The sequence below is a fragment of the Pseudomonas sp. UBT genome (assembly GCF_050915955.1).
GTDB lineage: Bacteria > Pseudomonadota > Gammaproteobacteria > Pseudomonadales > Pseudomonadaceae > Aquipseudomonas > Aquipseudomonas antarctica_A.
This window is the reverse complement of record NZ_CP168081.1, coordinates 136,192-148,751: the sequence shown is the minus strand read 5'-3', so window position 1 is coordinate 148,751 and position 12,560 is coordinate 136,192. Positions and strand designations below refer to the sequence as shown.

Annotated in this window: 17 protein-coding genes; 6 read left to right on the top strand and 11 right to left on the bottom strand. The window is 58.1% G+C overall.

Translation table 11 applies throughout. The features are described 5' to 3' along the window. Positions 1-2: 2 nt before the first annotated feature. From modB to ACDZ94_RS25060, 4 genes are all read right to left on the bottom strand, one after another. Complete coding sequence (modB, locus tag ACDZ94_RS25075) at positions 3-683, bottom strand: molybdate ABC transporter permease subunit (protein ID WP_259762452.1); 681 nt, start codon at positions 681-683, stop codon at positions 3-5. After that, positions 684-1,457, bottom strand: coding sequence for a molybdate ABC transporter substrate-binding protein (gene modA / locus ACDZ94_RS25070; RefSeq protein ID WP_432751791.1), 774 nt, complete (start codon positions 1,455-1,457; stop codon positions 684-686). 114 nt (positions 1,458-1,571) lie between these two features. Then, positions 1,572-2,636 (bottom strand): NAD(P)H-dependent flavin oxidoreductase, encoded by a 1,065-nt coding sequence (locus tag ACDZ94_RS25065; RefSeq protein ID WP_221294838.1) that lies wholly within the window; start codon positions 2,634-2,636, stop codon positions 1,572-1,574. Between the two features lie 109 nt (positions 2,637-2,745). Further along, entirely contained in the window at positions 2,746-3,624 is an 879-nt protein-coding gene (locus tag ACDZ94_RS25060) for an alpha/beta fold hydrolase (RefSeq protein WP_432751790.1), read from the bottom strand. 175 nt (positions 3,625-3,799) lie between these two features. Between ACDZ94_RS25060 and ACDZ94_RS25055 the strand changes: the two genes are divergently transcribed. Further along, entirely contained in the window at positions 3,800-4,393 is a 594-nt protein-coding gene (locus tag ACDZ94_RS25055; protein WP_407016819.1) for a CGNR zinc finger domain-containing protein, read from the top strand. A 12-nt stretch (positions 4,394-4,405) separates the two neighbouring features. Beyond that, positions 4,406-4,867 (top strand): GyrI-like domain-containing protein, encoded by a 462-nt coding sequence (locus ACDZ94_RS25050; protein ID WP_082895895.1) that lies wholly within the window; start codon positions 4,406-4,408, stop codon positions 4,865-4,867. Between the two features lie 4 nt (positions 4,868-4,871). Here the strand turns inward: ACDZ94_RS25050 and ada are convergent, their stop codons facing one another. The 4 genes from ada to ACDZ94_RS25030 form a co-directional block, all read right to left on the bottom strand. After that, positions 4,872-5,915, bottom strand: a complete 1,044-nt coding sequence (ada, locus tag ACDZ94_RS25045; RefSeq protein ID WP_221294836.1) for a bifunctional DNA-binding transcriptional regulator/O6-methylguanine-DNA methyltransferase Ada — start codon at positions 5,913-5,915, stop codon at positions 4,872-4,874. Between the two features lie 75 nt (positions 5,916-5,990). After that, entirely contained in the window at positions 5,991-6,656 is a 666-nt protein-coding gene (gene alkB, locus ACDZ94_RS25040; RefSeq protein WP_262664783.1) for a DNA oxidative demethylase AlkB, read from the bottom strand. Positions 6,657-6,659: 3 nt separating this feature from the next. Continuing rightward, positions 6,660-6,827 carry a hypothetical protein gene (locus ACDZ94_RS25035; protein WP_262664782.1) on the bottom strand — a complete coding sequence of 56 codons (168 nt, stop codon included), beginning with the start codon at positions 6,825-6,827 and terminating at the stop codon, positions 6,660-6,662. A 26-nt stretch (positions 6,828-6,853) separates the two neighbouring features. Beyond that, positions 6,854-7,156, bottom strand: a complete 303-nt coding sequence (locus ACDZ94_RS25030; RefSeq protein WP_064452528.1) for a DUF1883 domain-containing protein — start codon at positions 7,154-7,156, stop codon at positions 6,854-6,856. Positions 7,157-7,368: 212 nt separating this feature from the next. Between ACDZ94_RS25030 and ACDZ94_RS25025 the strand changes: the two genes are divergently transcribed. Both ACDZ94_RS25025 and ACDZ94_RS25020 read left to right on the top strand, forming a co-directional pair. Continuing rightward, the gene (locus ACDZ94_RS25025) at positions 7,369-7,719 is read left to right on the top strand and encodes a hypothetical protein (protein ID WP_064452527.1); all 351 of its coding nucleotides are present in this window, start codon (positions 7,369-7,371) and stop codon (positions 7,717-7,719) included. Positions 7,720-7,930: 211 nt separating this feature from the next. Next, positions 7,931-8,161 carry a hypothetical protein gene (locus tag ACDZ94_RS25020; RefSeq protein ID WP_064452526.1) on the top strand — a complete coding sequence of 77 codons (231 nt, stop codon included), beginning with the start codon at positions 7,931-7,933 and terminating at the stop codon, positions 8,159-8,161. 9 nt (positions 8,162-8,170) lie between these two features. Here the strand turns inward: ACDZ94_RS25020 and ACDZ94_RS25015 are convergent, their stop codons facing one another. Both ACDZ94_RS25015 and ACDZ94_RS25010 read right to left on the bottom strand, forming a co-directional pair. Next, positions 8,171-8,455, bottom strand: a complete 285-nt coding sequence (locus tag ACDZ94_RS25015) for a hypothetical protein (protein WP_053255959.1) — start codon at positions 8,453-8,455, stop codon at positions 8,171-8,173. A gap of 143 nt (positions 8,456-8,598) precedes the next feature. Continuing rightward, positions 8,599-8,784: a hypothetical protein gene (locus ACDZ94_RS25010; RefSeq protein ID WP_017734216.1), complete on the bottom strand. Its 186-nt coding sequence runs from the start codon at positions 8,782-8,784 to the stop codon at positions 8,599-8,601. Positions 8,785-9,091: 307 nt separating this feature from the next. Here ACDZ94_RS25010 and galU point away from each other — a divergent pair, with 307 nt between their 5' ends. Further along, positions 9,092-9,931: a UTP--glucose-1-phosphate uridylyltransferase GalU gene (gene galU / locus ACDZ94_RS25005; RefSeq protein WP_003212579.1), complete on the top strand. Its 840-nt coding sequence runs from the start codon at positions 9,092-9,094 to the stop codon at positions 9,929-9,931. Between the two features lie 106 nt (positions 9,932-10,037). Then, positions 10,038-11,396: a glutathione-disulfide reductase gene (gorA, locus tag ACDZ94_RS25000; RefSeq protein WP_432751789.1), complete on the top strand. Its 1,359-nt coding sequence runs from the start codon at positions 10,038-10,040 to the stop codon at positions 11,394-11,396. Here the strand turns inward: gorA and ACDZ94_RS24995 are convergent, their stop codons facing one another. Next, entirely contained in the window at positions 11,397-12,404 is a 1,008-nt protein-coding gene (locus ACDZ94_RS24995) for a DNA-binding protein (RefSeq protein WP_432751788.1), read from the bottom strand. It abuts the gene before it with no gap. Positions 12,405-12,560: the final 156 nt, after the last annotated feature.

Sequence of the window (12,560 nt, the reverse complement as noted above, 5' to 3'; positions counted from 1 at the left end):
GATCAGTTCCAGCCCATCTTGGTTTTACGGCTGGAGTAGAGCGCCAGCAACACGAGGAAAGCGAAGACCACCATGGAACCCGCCAGCCAATGGGCCTGGGCATACTCCATGGCTTCGACGTGGTCGTAGATCTGCACCGAGACCACGCGGGTTTTGTCGGGAATGTTGCCGCCGATCATCAGCACCACGCCGAACTCACCCACGGTGTGGGCGAAGCCGAGAATCGATGCAGTGATAAACCCTGGGCGCGCCAGAGGCAGGATCACCGTGAAAAAAGTATCCCAGGGATTGGCGCGCAAGGTTGCGGCCACTTCCAATGGGCGAGTGCCGATGGCGGAGAAGGCGTTTTGCAACGGCTGCACCACAAACGGCATGGAGTAGATCACCGAGCCAATCACCAGCCCGGCAAAACTGAAGGTCAGGGTGCCCAGGCCCAGCCATTGGGTGAACTGGCCGAAGTAACCATGGGGGCCCATGGTCAACAGCAGGTAGAAACCGATCACCGTCGGTGGCAACACCAACGGTAACGCGACAATCGCCCCGATGGGGCCGCGCCACGCGGAACGGGTGCGCGACAGCCACAGCGCAATCGGAGTGCCGATGACCAGCAGGATCACGGTGGTCAGTGACGCCAGCTTGATGGTCAGCCAGATCGCGGAAAAATCGGCACTCGACAGCGGCATTTAGTTGGCCAGCTCGTAACCGTAGGACTTGATCACCGCGGCGGCTTTCGGACCTTTGAGGTACTCGACCAGGGCTTTGGCAGCGGCGCTGTCTTTACCTTTGGCGAGGATCACGGCGTCCTGTTTGATCGGGTCATGCATGGCCGCCGGGACGATCCAGGCCGAGCCGCTGGTGACTTTACCGTCTTTGTAGATCTGCGACAGGGCAACAAAGCCCAGTTCGGCATTGCCGGTGGACACGAATTGATAGGCCTGGGTGATGTTCTGGCCTTCGACGATCTTGTCCTTGACCTTGTCGGTCAGGCCTTCTTTAGCCAGCACTTGAGTGGCGGCCAGGCCATACGGGGCGGCTTTCGGGTTGGCGATGGACAGGTGCTTGAATGCATTCTTTTTCAGCACGTCACCTTTGGCATCCACATAGCCTTCTTTCGCCGACCACAGTGCGAGGGTACCGACTGCGTAGGTGAAGCGCGATCCTTTGACGGTGTCGCCTTCGGTTTCGAGTTTTTGCGGGGTGGTGTCATCAGCGCTGAGGAACACTTCGAACGGTGCGCCGTTCTTGATCTGCGTATAGAACTGACCCGTGGCGCCGTAGGCCGCGACCAGTTTGTGGCCGGTGTCTTTTTCGAAGTCAGCCGCGATCGCCTGGATCGGGGCGGTGAAGTTGGCGGCGACGGCGACCTGCACTTCATCGGCTTGGGCCGAGCCAAAGGCAAAGGCGGCAATAACGGTTACCAGGGCAGTGTGGGCCAAGCGTGAGGCGCGGATCATCATGAAGCAGCTCCTTTGGGCGTTGTACGGCTTGTTATAGGGAGAAGGGGTTACCGCTATGTATGGGAATATATAGCGGTTGGCCATAGCCGGTACAGTGCAAAGTTGTTCCCAGTGTCAGTCGCGCTTGAGCTTGGCCAGCGCCTGCTCGGCCAACTGGCGCGTCAGGTCATAAGTGGAAAGCTCTTTACCCAGGCGCAGCGCCTGGCCTGACCACAGGTTGCTGAAACCCGCTTCATCCTTGGCCTTGAGCGGCATCAAGGCGCCGCCGGAGGTGGGGAAGGCAGGGGCCGCCGGGTTGATCGCGCCGAGTTCACGCATTACGCGGTTGACGATACCGCGTGCCGGGCGGCCGGTGAACAGGTTGGTCAGGGCCGTCTCGCTGGCCTGGGCGTGACGCAGTGCAAAGTGGTGGGAGGCGGTTACGTTGGCTTCGGGGGTGAACAGGTACGCGGTACCGATTTGGACGGCCGACGCCCCCAGCGCAAATGCCGCGACAATCCCGCGCGCATCACCGATACCGCCGGCAGCAATCACCGGCACGCTCACGGCGTCGACAATTTGCGGCACCAACGCCATCAGGCCGATCTGGGTATTAAGGTCGTCGCTGAGAAACAAACCACGATGCCCGCCAGCCTCTATGCCCATCGCAATGATTGCGTCGCAACCATGCTGTTCCAGCCAGATGGCCTCTTCTACGGTGGTGGCCGATGACAGCACCTTGGCCCCGGTGGCTTTTACCCGGTCGAGCAAGGCTTTTTCCGGCAGGCCAAAATGAAAACTCACCACTTCGGGACGAAACTCCTCGACCACTTTGCAGGCGGCTTCGTTGAATGGCTCGCGGTTGGAAACGGGGGTTGGCGCATCAAAATCGGCGCCGAGTTCGCGGTAGTAGGGCTCCAGCAAATCCTTCCAGTGGCGATCACGCACTGCATCAGCAGCAGGCGGTTGATGGCAGAAGAAATTGACGTTAATGGGGCGCGAGCTTGCCTGGCGGATGGTGGTCAAGGCGTCGCGCAGTTGCTCGAGACTCAGCGCGGCAGCCGGCAGAGAACCCAGCCCGCCTGCGTTATTGGCGGCGATGACCATGGCGGTGGTGGTCCCGACAGCCATGGGCGCCTGGATAATAGGCACTTCAATGCCCAGCAGGTCGAGAATTCGGGTGTCTGGCCAGGTGCTCATGGGATGCGTCTCCAGCAGTAGTAGGTCTTTTCGCTGTTTTAACAGGGCCCTTGGCACCCGGCCAGTCTGTTTTATTCACTGGACGAAGTCGAGATTTCGTGTAGCGCCGTCAGTCGATGGCCTCGCCCAGCACCGCATGAATGCGCTCAGCGATATGCGCCGCATGGGTTTCCAGGGCGAAGTGGCCGGTGTCCAGTAACTCGACCACGGCATTCGCGTTGTCCCCTTTGTAAGCGTGGGCGCCAGGCGGGATGAAGAACGGATCGTTCTGGCCCCAAATCACCAGCGTGGGCACCTGTGTGGCTTTGAAGAACGCCTGGAACGCCGGGTACTGCGTGAGGTTGTTACGGTAATCGAGGAACAGGTCCAGTTGGATCTCGTCATTGCCGGGACGCTGCATCAACAGCACATCAAGCATGTAGGACTCGGGCGCAACCCGCTCCGGCTGACTCACACCGTGCAGGTACTGGTAGCGCGTGCCCTCCAGGCTGATCACCGCCGTGCGGATCACCTCGCGATTGGCCTGGCTCGGCTCGGCCCAATAGGCCCGAATCGGTGCCCAGGCATCGCCCAAGCCTTCCAGGTAAGCGTTGCCGTTTTGCGAGACCAGCGCGCTGACCCGCTCCGGATGTGCCACTGCCAGCCGCAGGCCCACGGGTGCACCGTAATCGAACACGTATAGCGCGTAGCGGGACAGCTTCAGCGCATCGACGAAATGCCCGACAGTGACCGCCAGGTTATCGAAGCTGTAGTGATAAGCACGCTCGGCAGGGATTTCGGTGAAGCCGAAGCCCGGCAAGTCTGGCGCGATAACCCTGAAACGTGTGGCGAGCAGCGGGATCAGGTCGCGGTACATATGGGAGGAGCTGGGAAAACCATGCAGCAGCAATATCACGGGTACGGCCGGGTCGCCGGCTTCACGGTAGAACATGCGAACGCCATCGGCATCGACGTGGTGGTAGCGAACGACAGGGGCTTGGATAGACATGACTGGATCACCTTTTGTAACTTGATTAAGTATTATTACGGGTTACCTTTTTAAAAAAGCTGCGCCAAATTATGTAACCTGTCAAATAAATAATTCAGGTTAGCTATTCGTCTGGTGTAACTACCCTTGCATGAAAATAGCGGTTACGATTGCGCGGTGATCAAGAGGACGAATCATGGCCATCCCTACGCCCCCAGCCACACCCTTGGAACCCTATGTGCTTGCCGATGACCCGGTGTTGGACATGCTCAATACCCTGGCGAATATCGACGGCATGCCGTGGGATTTCTGGCAGGCCGATGCTGACGTCCAGCGCTGGTTAGTGCGTTTGGCGTGGGTTCAGGAAGGGCGTCTTCCCACGTTTGAGGAGGGCGCCTTACTCGCTGCCGCACGTGAGTTGCGCGAGGTGATTCGTGACCTCGTCGCGACACGCAAGCACGGTCAAGTGGGCGATCCTGCGGCGCTCAACAGTTTTTTGCGCAAGGCGGTCAGCCATCCACAGCTGGTCTGGCCGGCGTCCGGAGCGCCTCTGTTGGAGCGCCAACGCAAATTGCAGACGGCGGAGCAATTTTTGTCGCCGATTGCCGAAGCCGCAGCTAACTTATTGGTGGCCGGCGATTTCAGTTTGATTCGCCGGTGCGAGCATCCGGAATGCGTCCTGTGGTTTTATGATCGGACCAAGGCCCACAAGCGTCGTTGGTGCAGCATGGCCTTGTGCGGTAACCGGCATAAAGTCGCCGAATTCCGTAAACGTCAATTGAAGCGTTGAAAGGAGAGGGCTTTGCAAGCAATCAAGGAACAGGTCGTGGCGGCAATCAGGGTGTCGGGCTTGCAAGTGCGGACCCGAAATGCCGATGAAATGCAGCCCGCGAGCGCGAAAATCGGCCCAATGTGGCAACGGTTTTTTGAGGAGGGGCTGTACCAGGCAATCCCGGGCAAGCACCCCGACTCGCCGGTGTACGGGGTGTACAGCGGCTATGAATCGGATGCGAGTGGTTTTTTTGATGTGACGGCGGGTGTTGCCTCCGTTGCACCGGCGCAAGGCTTTGAAAGCCTGGTGATCGAGCCGGGCCGTTATTTGGTGTTTGAGGCGCGCGGGCCAATGCCGGATGCAATCATTGCTACCTGGCAACAGGTCTGGGCTTATTTCGCAAAGCCGGGTGTCGAGTCGCGGGCGTTTGTCACCGACTTCGAGGTCTATCAGGCAGACGAAGAGGCACGGATTTATATCGGTATCCGCTAGCGCATTACTGACGTTCGCGCTCCAGCAGCTGCCGCTTGCGTTCTACGCCCCAGCGGTAGCCCGACAACTCACCGTTGCTGCGCACCACGCGATGGCAGGGAATCGCCACCGCCAGGCTGTTGGCTCCACAGGCCTGGGCCACGGCGCGAAAGGATTTGGGGGCACCGATACGCTCGGCAATCTGCGCATAGCTGGCGGTGCTGCCCAGCGGAATTTCGCGCAGCGCCCGCCATACTCGCTCCTGAAAGGCCGTACCGCGTAAGTCCAGCGGCAAATCCAACCCCAGCGCAGGCGCTTCGATAAAGCCCACGACGTGGGCAATCAGCTGTTCGAAGTTGCGGTCCGCGCCCACCAATTGTGCCTGGGGAAATTGATCCTGCAGGTCACGCACCAGTTTGTCCGGGTCATCCCCCAGCAAAATCGCACACACACCGCGTTGACTCTGCGCCACCAGAATCGCCCCCAATGAGCATTGGCCCACGGCAAAGCGAATCTCGCTGTTAGTGCCGCCGGCCCGGTAATCAGTCGGCGTCATGCCCAGTAACTGATCGGCGGACTCATAAAAGCGGCTGTTGGAGTTGAAGCCGGCGTCATACAGCGCTGCTGTCACGGAATGCTCGCCCATGAGGCCGTCGCGCATTTTGCGCGCGCGCAGGGCGCTGACATAACCTTTGGGGGTCAGGCCGGTGATGGCTTTGAATACGCGGTGGAAATGGAACGCGCTCAACCCGACCAGGCAGGCGATTTCATCCAGGCTGGGTGGTGTTTCGGCCTGTTCTATGTAGCGACAAGCCGCTGCCACCAACTGCGCATGGTGCGCGGCCAGTTGGGTCTGGTCACCGGAGGCGCGTTTGCTCGGGCGATAACCGGCAGCCTCGGCCTGCTCGGGGGTGTCGAAAAATTCGATGTTTTGCGGGCGAGGCAAACGCGAGGCACTGCTGGGGCGGCAATACACGCCAGTGGTTTTTACGCCGTAGACAAACAGCGTGTCTGCCTTGGCATCGCGGGCGATGATGGCGGCCCAGCGGGGGTCGTGTTCGTTGTTCATGGCCTGCACTCTTGACGGATCAGGGGCAGATTAGCCGCACCGGTCATACTCGGCACTCCGAAGCTTGCGGTCAAATCAGCCGGCGGTACGAAAGGTCAGGTTGATGCGTTGTGGGCCCATGACCGGATGCACGCCTTCCTTAATCGGCATCACCCCATGAAAACGCAGGCGATCGACGCCGCCCCAGACCACGATATCACCGTGGAACAAGGAAATTTTCTGGGTCTTGCTGCTGCGCTCAGGGCCGCCGAACAGGAAAATCGCCGGCAGCCCCAACGACACGGAAACCACCGGGGCGTTGTAGCTGCGCTCGTTTTTATCCTGATGCAGGGACATCTTGGCCCCGGGCACATAGCGGTTGATCAGGCAGGCATCCGGGGAAAACTCGCTGAAGCCCGCCTCGGCTGCCGCAAGCGTGGCGAGCTCGCGCAGGGCGCTGGGCATGGCTGGCCAGGGTTGCTGGCTGCGCGGGTCGAGAGGGCTGTAGCGATAGCCGGCGGTGTCGGTGGTCCAGCCCAGTTCGCCGCAACTGCTCAGCGCTGCTGACATGGTAAAACCGCCGGGCGTGACCATTTGCCGAAACGGCGATTGGGCCAGCACCTGCCGAAGCTCCGGTAGCAGGCGTTCAATCCAGGGCAGGGCATAGCCCCTCAGTACGTAAGACTCTTCGCCAATCTGTTCGCGCCTTGCAGGTTGCTGCAACGCATCCTCGGCGAACAGGTCGGCAGTCGGCCCTGGCATGACTTACAGCGCCTTACTCACATTGATGTCAGTGATTTCGTCGCTGGCATCGTGGATTTTCGCCAAGGCCTGTTTGGCCTCTTCGACGCTGTTGGTGAGCAATTGTGCGAACTCAAAGCGACGTTCGCCGTTGAGCTTGTACTTGATGACGTATTTAGTCGTGGTGGTCACAGCTATTTTCCTGTCGAGGGTTCGGATCAGCTCAGTTTGGTGCTGGTGCGACGAACGATGCGGATCTTGTGGGACAACGCGGGTTTGCGGGTAACGCTGATGGCGCGACGCGTTACTACGTCCAGGGTGATGTTCCAGAAACCAGTGCTGGGTGCAGTGATTTTCGCCGGGAATTTTTCGAAGGCGCCGCCGTGGTAGGTGTGGCGGCCGCCGTTCTTGAAGCTGCGAAAATTGGCATCGCTCATCAGGCGAATATTGCAGGTCTGCGAGCATTCGATGACAACGATGTCGCCCTCGTTGAGGTGCTCGCGCTGGTGGATGAATTTCATGGGGTGTCTCCAGAAGGGCTTTTTCTGAAAAATCAGAATGATACGTAGGTTAAGATAGAGTTTATCAGCCCCAGCGCGTTTATTATCGGGTCGTCGTCGACGACTTCGACAATTTAAAACAGTTATTTACCGAGTTTTCAGAGATAAATCCTACATTGGCGGGAGAAATTTACTCTCTAAGCTGTCGTAGGGTCTTTATCGGAGGTTTTAGTATGAAGTGGAGTGTGTTGGTTCTGGCCTTGGCGATAGGTGGATGTGCTTCGGTTGCAGATATCAAGCAGACCCCGCCAACGTTGGTGGTCATTTCCGGGAAAAAACCGCCGGAATATGCTGCGTGTGTGGTGCGCAAGCTGGCTGCGACCCGTCGCCCGCCGCAGATCGAGCCACATAAGGAGGGTGTACAGGTGATTGTGCCGCAGAAATTCTCGGCCGACCCTTCGGCAATTTTCGAGATTGAAGAGCGCTCCAGCGGCAGCAGCATCAAGCTCTATGAGAGCATGTCCAATGTCCCGATCCGCCCAGGTGATATCAAGAAAGCCGCGGAGGATTGCATTTCCGGCTGAGCCTGAGGCTCACCCACGCCGTTGAATCCGATAGAAAAGCCTGACGCTACGATAGCGGCGTCAGGCTTTTTTTTGCGTTGATGTCAGGTGTTGTCGACAAAGGATCATTACCCTGCGATTTGTAGATCCGTTAAACTGTCGGTCATCCAATCCAAAAAAATGCCGCGCAAGCCTTGAGAATGCGCGGCATTTGTCTTTTCTGGAAACCGTCATGAAACGTGAACACGTCACCGCCCGCCATGCCGAGGGCCAAATCTCGGCCACCCATGTCATCCAGAACCCCGCGCACCTGGGCGAGTGGATCGTATTTTTCAAGAAAAGCGGCGGTCGCAGTTTTTTCCTGGTGGATGAGCACGATGAAGTCGAATCATTTGCGCGCCTGGATGACCTGATCGAAATCCTGCGCGGCCTTGGCATCAAGTTCGCTGAAATTCATCTGTAGCCATCGGGTTTACTTGCAGACGACAACCACGCTGCGGCTCTTGAAGTTACCCACGTCTTTGCCCAGGGTCTTGTCGCTTTCCTTCAGTGCCGGCGTGCCTTCAGTGCCGACGATGCGGTAGCCGGTGCCTGCGCAGGAAGCATCGGCTTTTTCGTAGCAGCTGGCCCACGAGTTCGCCTCGCCCGAGCAGTCGATGGTCAGGCCTTGCTCGCCATTTTTCAGGTAAGTGTCGGAAGTGGTGGTGCAGCCGGCCATCAGCGCCAGTAGTGCAGGCAGTGCCAGAATCTTGTTCATAGTGGAATCGTCGTCGAGGGTGTTGGAGGGGCGCTGACACTGTCGTGGGGCGTTTGTGCAAGATTATAGCGAACTGCCACCTAGGTACAGCCAATCACAAAAAAGCCCCGATTACCGGGGCTTTGTGCAAAGGGCTTTGATGCTTACTTACCCTTTGGTCTTTTGCTCGACGCGTGGCCGGCTTCGTCCACAAACACTTCGGCTACTGCAGCAGCCTGGCTTTCGGTCGCAAATGCCCCGGCGACGCTGTCTCCGTGGAAGTTGATCAAGTGCCAGCCGTCCGCTCGCTTTGTGATCAGGTAGCCGTTTACGCCTTTGGGTTCTGACATCTATCAATCTCGTGGTGTGGTTCAAGCGCGTAATGATAGCGCCAAACGCCCTGCAAGCGCGCAAGTTGTTGCAGGTCAGTGCCTTGCGTCGAAAAGCGTGCTAAAACGGTTACAGCCCTTTTAAACAAAGGGGTCAAGGCGTGTTTTGTCGTGCCGTTGGTAATGCCCCTTGTAGGATCAGCGGAACTTACGCGCACATTTTTTCTCTATGTTGACATCGCAACGCCAGCAGGACCCATTGTAAGGTGACTGCGGCCTCATTAGACTGCGCCGAATTCCGTACGCACAGCCCTTTGTAAGGACTCATATGATCAAGAAATGCTTGTTCCCAGCAGCCGGTTACGGCACTCGCTTCTTGCCAGCGACCAAAGCCATGCCTAAAGAGATGCTGCCGGTGGTGAACAAGCCACTGATTCAGTACGGCGTCGAAGAGGCACTGGATGCCGGTCTGAACGAAATTTCCATCGTTACCGGCCGCGGTAAGCGCGCGCTGGAAGACCACTTCGACATCAGCTACGAGCTGGAAAACCAGATCAAGGGCACCGACAAGGAAAAATACCTGGTCGGTATCCGTAAATTGCTCGACGAGTGCTCGTTCTCCTACACCCGTCAGACCCAGATGAAAGGCTTGGGCCACGCGATCCTGACCGGCCGCCCACTGATCGGTGACGAACCGTTCGCCGTGGTACTGGCGGATGACCTGTGCGTTAACCTGGAAGGCGACGGCGTACTGACCCAGATGGTCAAGCTGTACCAGAAATACCGCTGCACCATCGTTGCGGTTCAAGAGGTCGATCCTCAGGAAACCAACAAGTACGGCGTGATCGCCGGTGATGACATTGGTGATGGCCTGATTCGCGTGCGTGACATGGTTGAAAAGCCAGCGCCGGAAGATGCACCTTCGAACCTGGCCATCATTGGCCGTTACATCCTGACCCCGGACATCTTCAAATTGATCGAAGAAACCGAGCCAGGCAAGGGCGGCGAGATTCAGATCACTGACGCCCTGTTGAAGCAAGCCAAAGACGGCTGCGTGATTGCCTACAAATTCAAAGGCCGTCGTTTCGACTGCGGTGGCGCTGAAGGCTACATCGAGGCGACCAACTTCTGCTACGAGCACTTCTACAAAACTGGCAAGGCTTACTGATTCACGGTTGCCTGACCTGTTTTAAGAGAAAGCCACCTTCGGGTGGCTTTTTCGTTTTTCAGCCCCATCTAAATCGGTATGCTGATGTCCTGCCGAGGAGAGTGAAATGGCCTACGATTTTGATCTGTATGTAATTGGTGCCGGTTCTGGCGGTGTTCGCGCGGCGCGCTTTGCCGCAGGCTTTGGTGCCAAGGTGGCCGTGGCGGAAAGCCGCTACCTGGGCGGCACGTGCGTTAACGTTGGCTGCGTGCCGAAGAAGCTGTTGGTGTACGGCGCGCATTTTGCCGAAGACTTTGAGCAGGCCAGCGGTTTTGGTTGGTCGCTGGGCGCAGCGAACTTTGATTGGGCGACCTTGATCGCCAACAAGGACCGCGAAATCAATCGCCTCAATGGCATCTACCGGAATCTGCTGGTTAACAGTGGCGTGACCTTGCATGAAGGGCACGCACGCCTGGTTGATCCGCACCAGGTGGAAATCAATGGCGAGCGTTACACCGCCAAGCACATTTTGATCGCTACGGGTGGCTGGCCGCAGATCCCGGAGATCCCGGGGCGTGAACACGCCATTGGCTCCAATGAGGCGTTCTTTCTGAAAGAATTGCCTAAGCGCGTGCTGGTCGTTGGCGGTGGTTACATTGCAGTTGAATTCGCGGGTATTTTCCATGGCTTGGGCGCACAGACGACGCTGCTGTATCGCGGCGATCTGTTCCTGCGCGGCTTTGATGGCTCGGTTCGTACGCACCTTAAGGAAGAGTTGACCAAGCGCGGCCTGGACCTGCAATTCAATGCCGATATCGAGCGTATCGACAAGCAAGCAGACGGCAGCCTCAAGGCGACCCTGAAAGATGGGCGTGTGCTGGAGGCCGATTGCGTGTTCTACGCCACCGGTCGCCGTCCGATGCTGGACAACCTGGGGCTGGAGAATACCGGTGTCACCCTGGACGAGCGCGGTTTTGTTGAAGTGGATGACCTTTACCAGACCGCTGAGTCGTCGATCCTGGCCATCGGTGATGTGATTGGTCGTGTGCAATTGACGCCGGTGGCCCTGGCTGAAGGCATGGCGGTGGCCCGTCGTCTGTTCAAGCCAGAACAGTACCGCCCGGTGGATTACGCGATGATTCCGACGGCGGTGTTCAGCCTGCCGAACATCGGCACCGTCGGCTTGAGCGAAGAAGAAGCGAAGAAGAACGGCCACAAGGTGCAGGTCTTTGAAAGCCGCTTCCGACCTATGAAGCTGACGCTGACCGATTGCCAGGAAAAAACCCTGATGAAACTGGTGGTCGATGCCGACACCGACAAAGTCCTGGGTTGCCACATGGTCGGGCCGGATGCCGGCGAGATCGTTCAGGGGCTGGCGATCGCGCTCAAGGCGGGCGCGACCAAGCAACATTTCGACGAAACCATTGGCGTGCATCCTACGGCGGCGGAAGAATTCGTCACCATGCGCACGCCTGTGGCGGACTGATCAGGTATCGGGCGTTGCCTCTGGCGTCGTTGCAACGACGGCCGCCAGGCGCAATGCCTCGATACTGGCCTGGGCCTTGATAAGGTCCAGTTCCAGGGTTTTGTTGGCCTGCTGGTGTTCGCTCAGCGCTTGCTGGCGTGACTGGCTCTCCAGTACGGCAACCCGCAGGCGCTCCTGAAGCAGGGTGCGCTCGCTCTCTATCAGGCTTGCCTGTTCGTTCAACTTAAGCTGCAAGGCCTGGTCTTTGCGGGTTTGCTCCTGCAGGGCGGCCAACTCTTTCGCCGTCACACGGTGTTCAATCAATAGCCGCTCATTGTCGCGGTGCAGTTGGGTGATTTCATCCTGGCGCACCATTGCGCTTTGCTGGGCTTGGCGCAGTTCCGCCTGGACCTGCTGCAACTGGCCTTCATGACGTCGCTGTTCCTGCTCGCGCTGCTCCTTGATTGCATTGCGGTAATGCTCAAGGGCTTCCCGGGCGTGCAGGTGCTTTTCTTCCAGCGAACGAATTTGTTCGTCCTTGTCGTTGATGCGTAATTCGTAATCGCTGCACGCCTGGCTGAGCCCGGCGTTACGGGTTTGCTCGGTTTGCAGGCTGGTGCTCGCGGTTTGCAGGGCAGCACTTTCTTCTGCGAGGGCAGCGGCCTGGATCGCAAATTGCTGATTGAGTTGGCTGTGAGCCTCTTCAAGCGCTTCCACCTGGGCGAGTAGGGCGGCTTTCTGCTGATCGAACTGCGCCAACGCCAGGTCAATCGGCTCCTGGGCTTTTTCTTTAAGGCGCTGGGCCAGGCGTGCGACCAGCTCACCCAGTTCGTCGTCGATGGGCGCTTCGGTGATCGTCAGCCGGGTTTCGCTCTCGTCCAGCTCCTTCAAGTAACGGTGAATTGTGGTCTTTGAGCCGGTATTGCCCATTTCGATGCGGACTGCGTCGATGCTCGGGTTCTCGCCGCGGGCAAGGATCGCCAGGCGTGCCGTTTGAACTACTGCTTTGTTTATGCCGCCGCGAGCCATGGAGTCTCCGTCGATTTAGTACTGTGTTATGTAGTATGTATGTACATACTGTAACACGAATAAAAATTCGTTTAAATTCATGATTTAACAGATGGGATATTGGCGTATTATCCCGTGTCATTGCGGTTTTGAGCACCAATACACCCGTCTGCAGTA

Excerpts from the sequence above, each read along its gene's own strand:
- ACDZ94_RS25030 (WP_064452528.1), bottom strand. The coding sequence starts at position 7,156 with ATGAAATTCATCCACCAGCGCGAGCACCTCAACGAGGGCGACATCGTT.
- ACDZ94_RS25010 (WP_017734216.1), bottom strand. The coding sequence starts at position 8,784 with ATGTCAGAACCCAAAGGCGTAAACGGCTACCTGATCACAAAGCGAGCG.
- ACDZ94_RS25065 (WP_221294838.1), bottom strand. The coding sequence starts at position 2,636 with ATGAGCACCTGGCCAGACACCCGAATTCTCGACCTGCTGGGCATTGAA.
- ACDZ94_RS25025 (WP_064452527.1), top strand. The coding sequence starts at position 7,369 with ATGAAGTGGAGTGTGTTGGTTCTGGCCTTGGCGATAGGTGGATGTGCT.
- ACDZ94_RS25060 (WP_432751790.1), bottom strand. The coding sequence starts at position 3,624 with ATGTCTATCCAAGCCCCTGTCGTTCGCTACCACCACGTCGATGCCGAT.
- galU (WP_003212579.1), top strand. The coding sequence starts at position 9,092 with ATGATCAAGAAATGCTTGTTCCCAGCAGCCGGTTACGGCACTCGCTTC.
- ACDZ94_RS24995 (WP_432751788.1), bottom strand. The coding sequence starts at position 12,404 with ATGGCTCGCGGCGGCATAAACAAAGCAGTAGTTCAAACGGCACGCCTG.
- alkB (WP_262664783.1), bottom strand. The coding sequence starts at position 6,656 with ATGCCAGGGCCGACTGCCGACCTGTTCGCCGAGGATGCGTTGCAGCAA.
- ada (WP_221294836.1), bottom strand. The coding sequence starts at position 5,915 with ATGAACAACGAACACGACCCCCGCTGGGCCGCCATCATCGCCCGCGAT.
- ACDZ94_RS25055 (WP_407016819.1), top strand. The coding sequence starts at position 3,800 with ATGGCCATCCCTACGCCCCCAGCCACACCCTTGGAACCCTATGTGCTT.
- gorA (WP_432751789.1), top strand. The coding sequence starts at position 10,038 with ATGGCCTACGATTTTGATCTGTATGTAATTGGTGCCGGTTCTGGCGGT.
- ACDZ94_RS25015 (WP_053255959.1), bottom strand. The coding sequence starts at position 8,455 with ATGAACAAGATTCTGGCACTGCCTGCACTACTGGCGCTGATGGCCGGC.
- ACDZ94_RS25020 (WP_064452526.1), top strand. The coding sequence starts at position 7,931 with ATGAAACGTGAACACGTCACCGCCCGCCATGCCGAGGGCCAAATCTCG.
- modA (WP_432751791.1), bottom strand. The coding sequence starts at position 1,457 with ATGATGATCCGCGCCTCACGCTTGGCCCACACTGCCCTGGTAACCGTT.
- modB (WP_259762452.1), bottom strand. The coding sequence starts at position 683 with ATGCCGCTGTCGAGTGCCGATTTTTCCGCGATCTGGCTGACCATCAAG.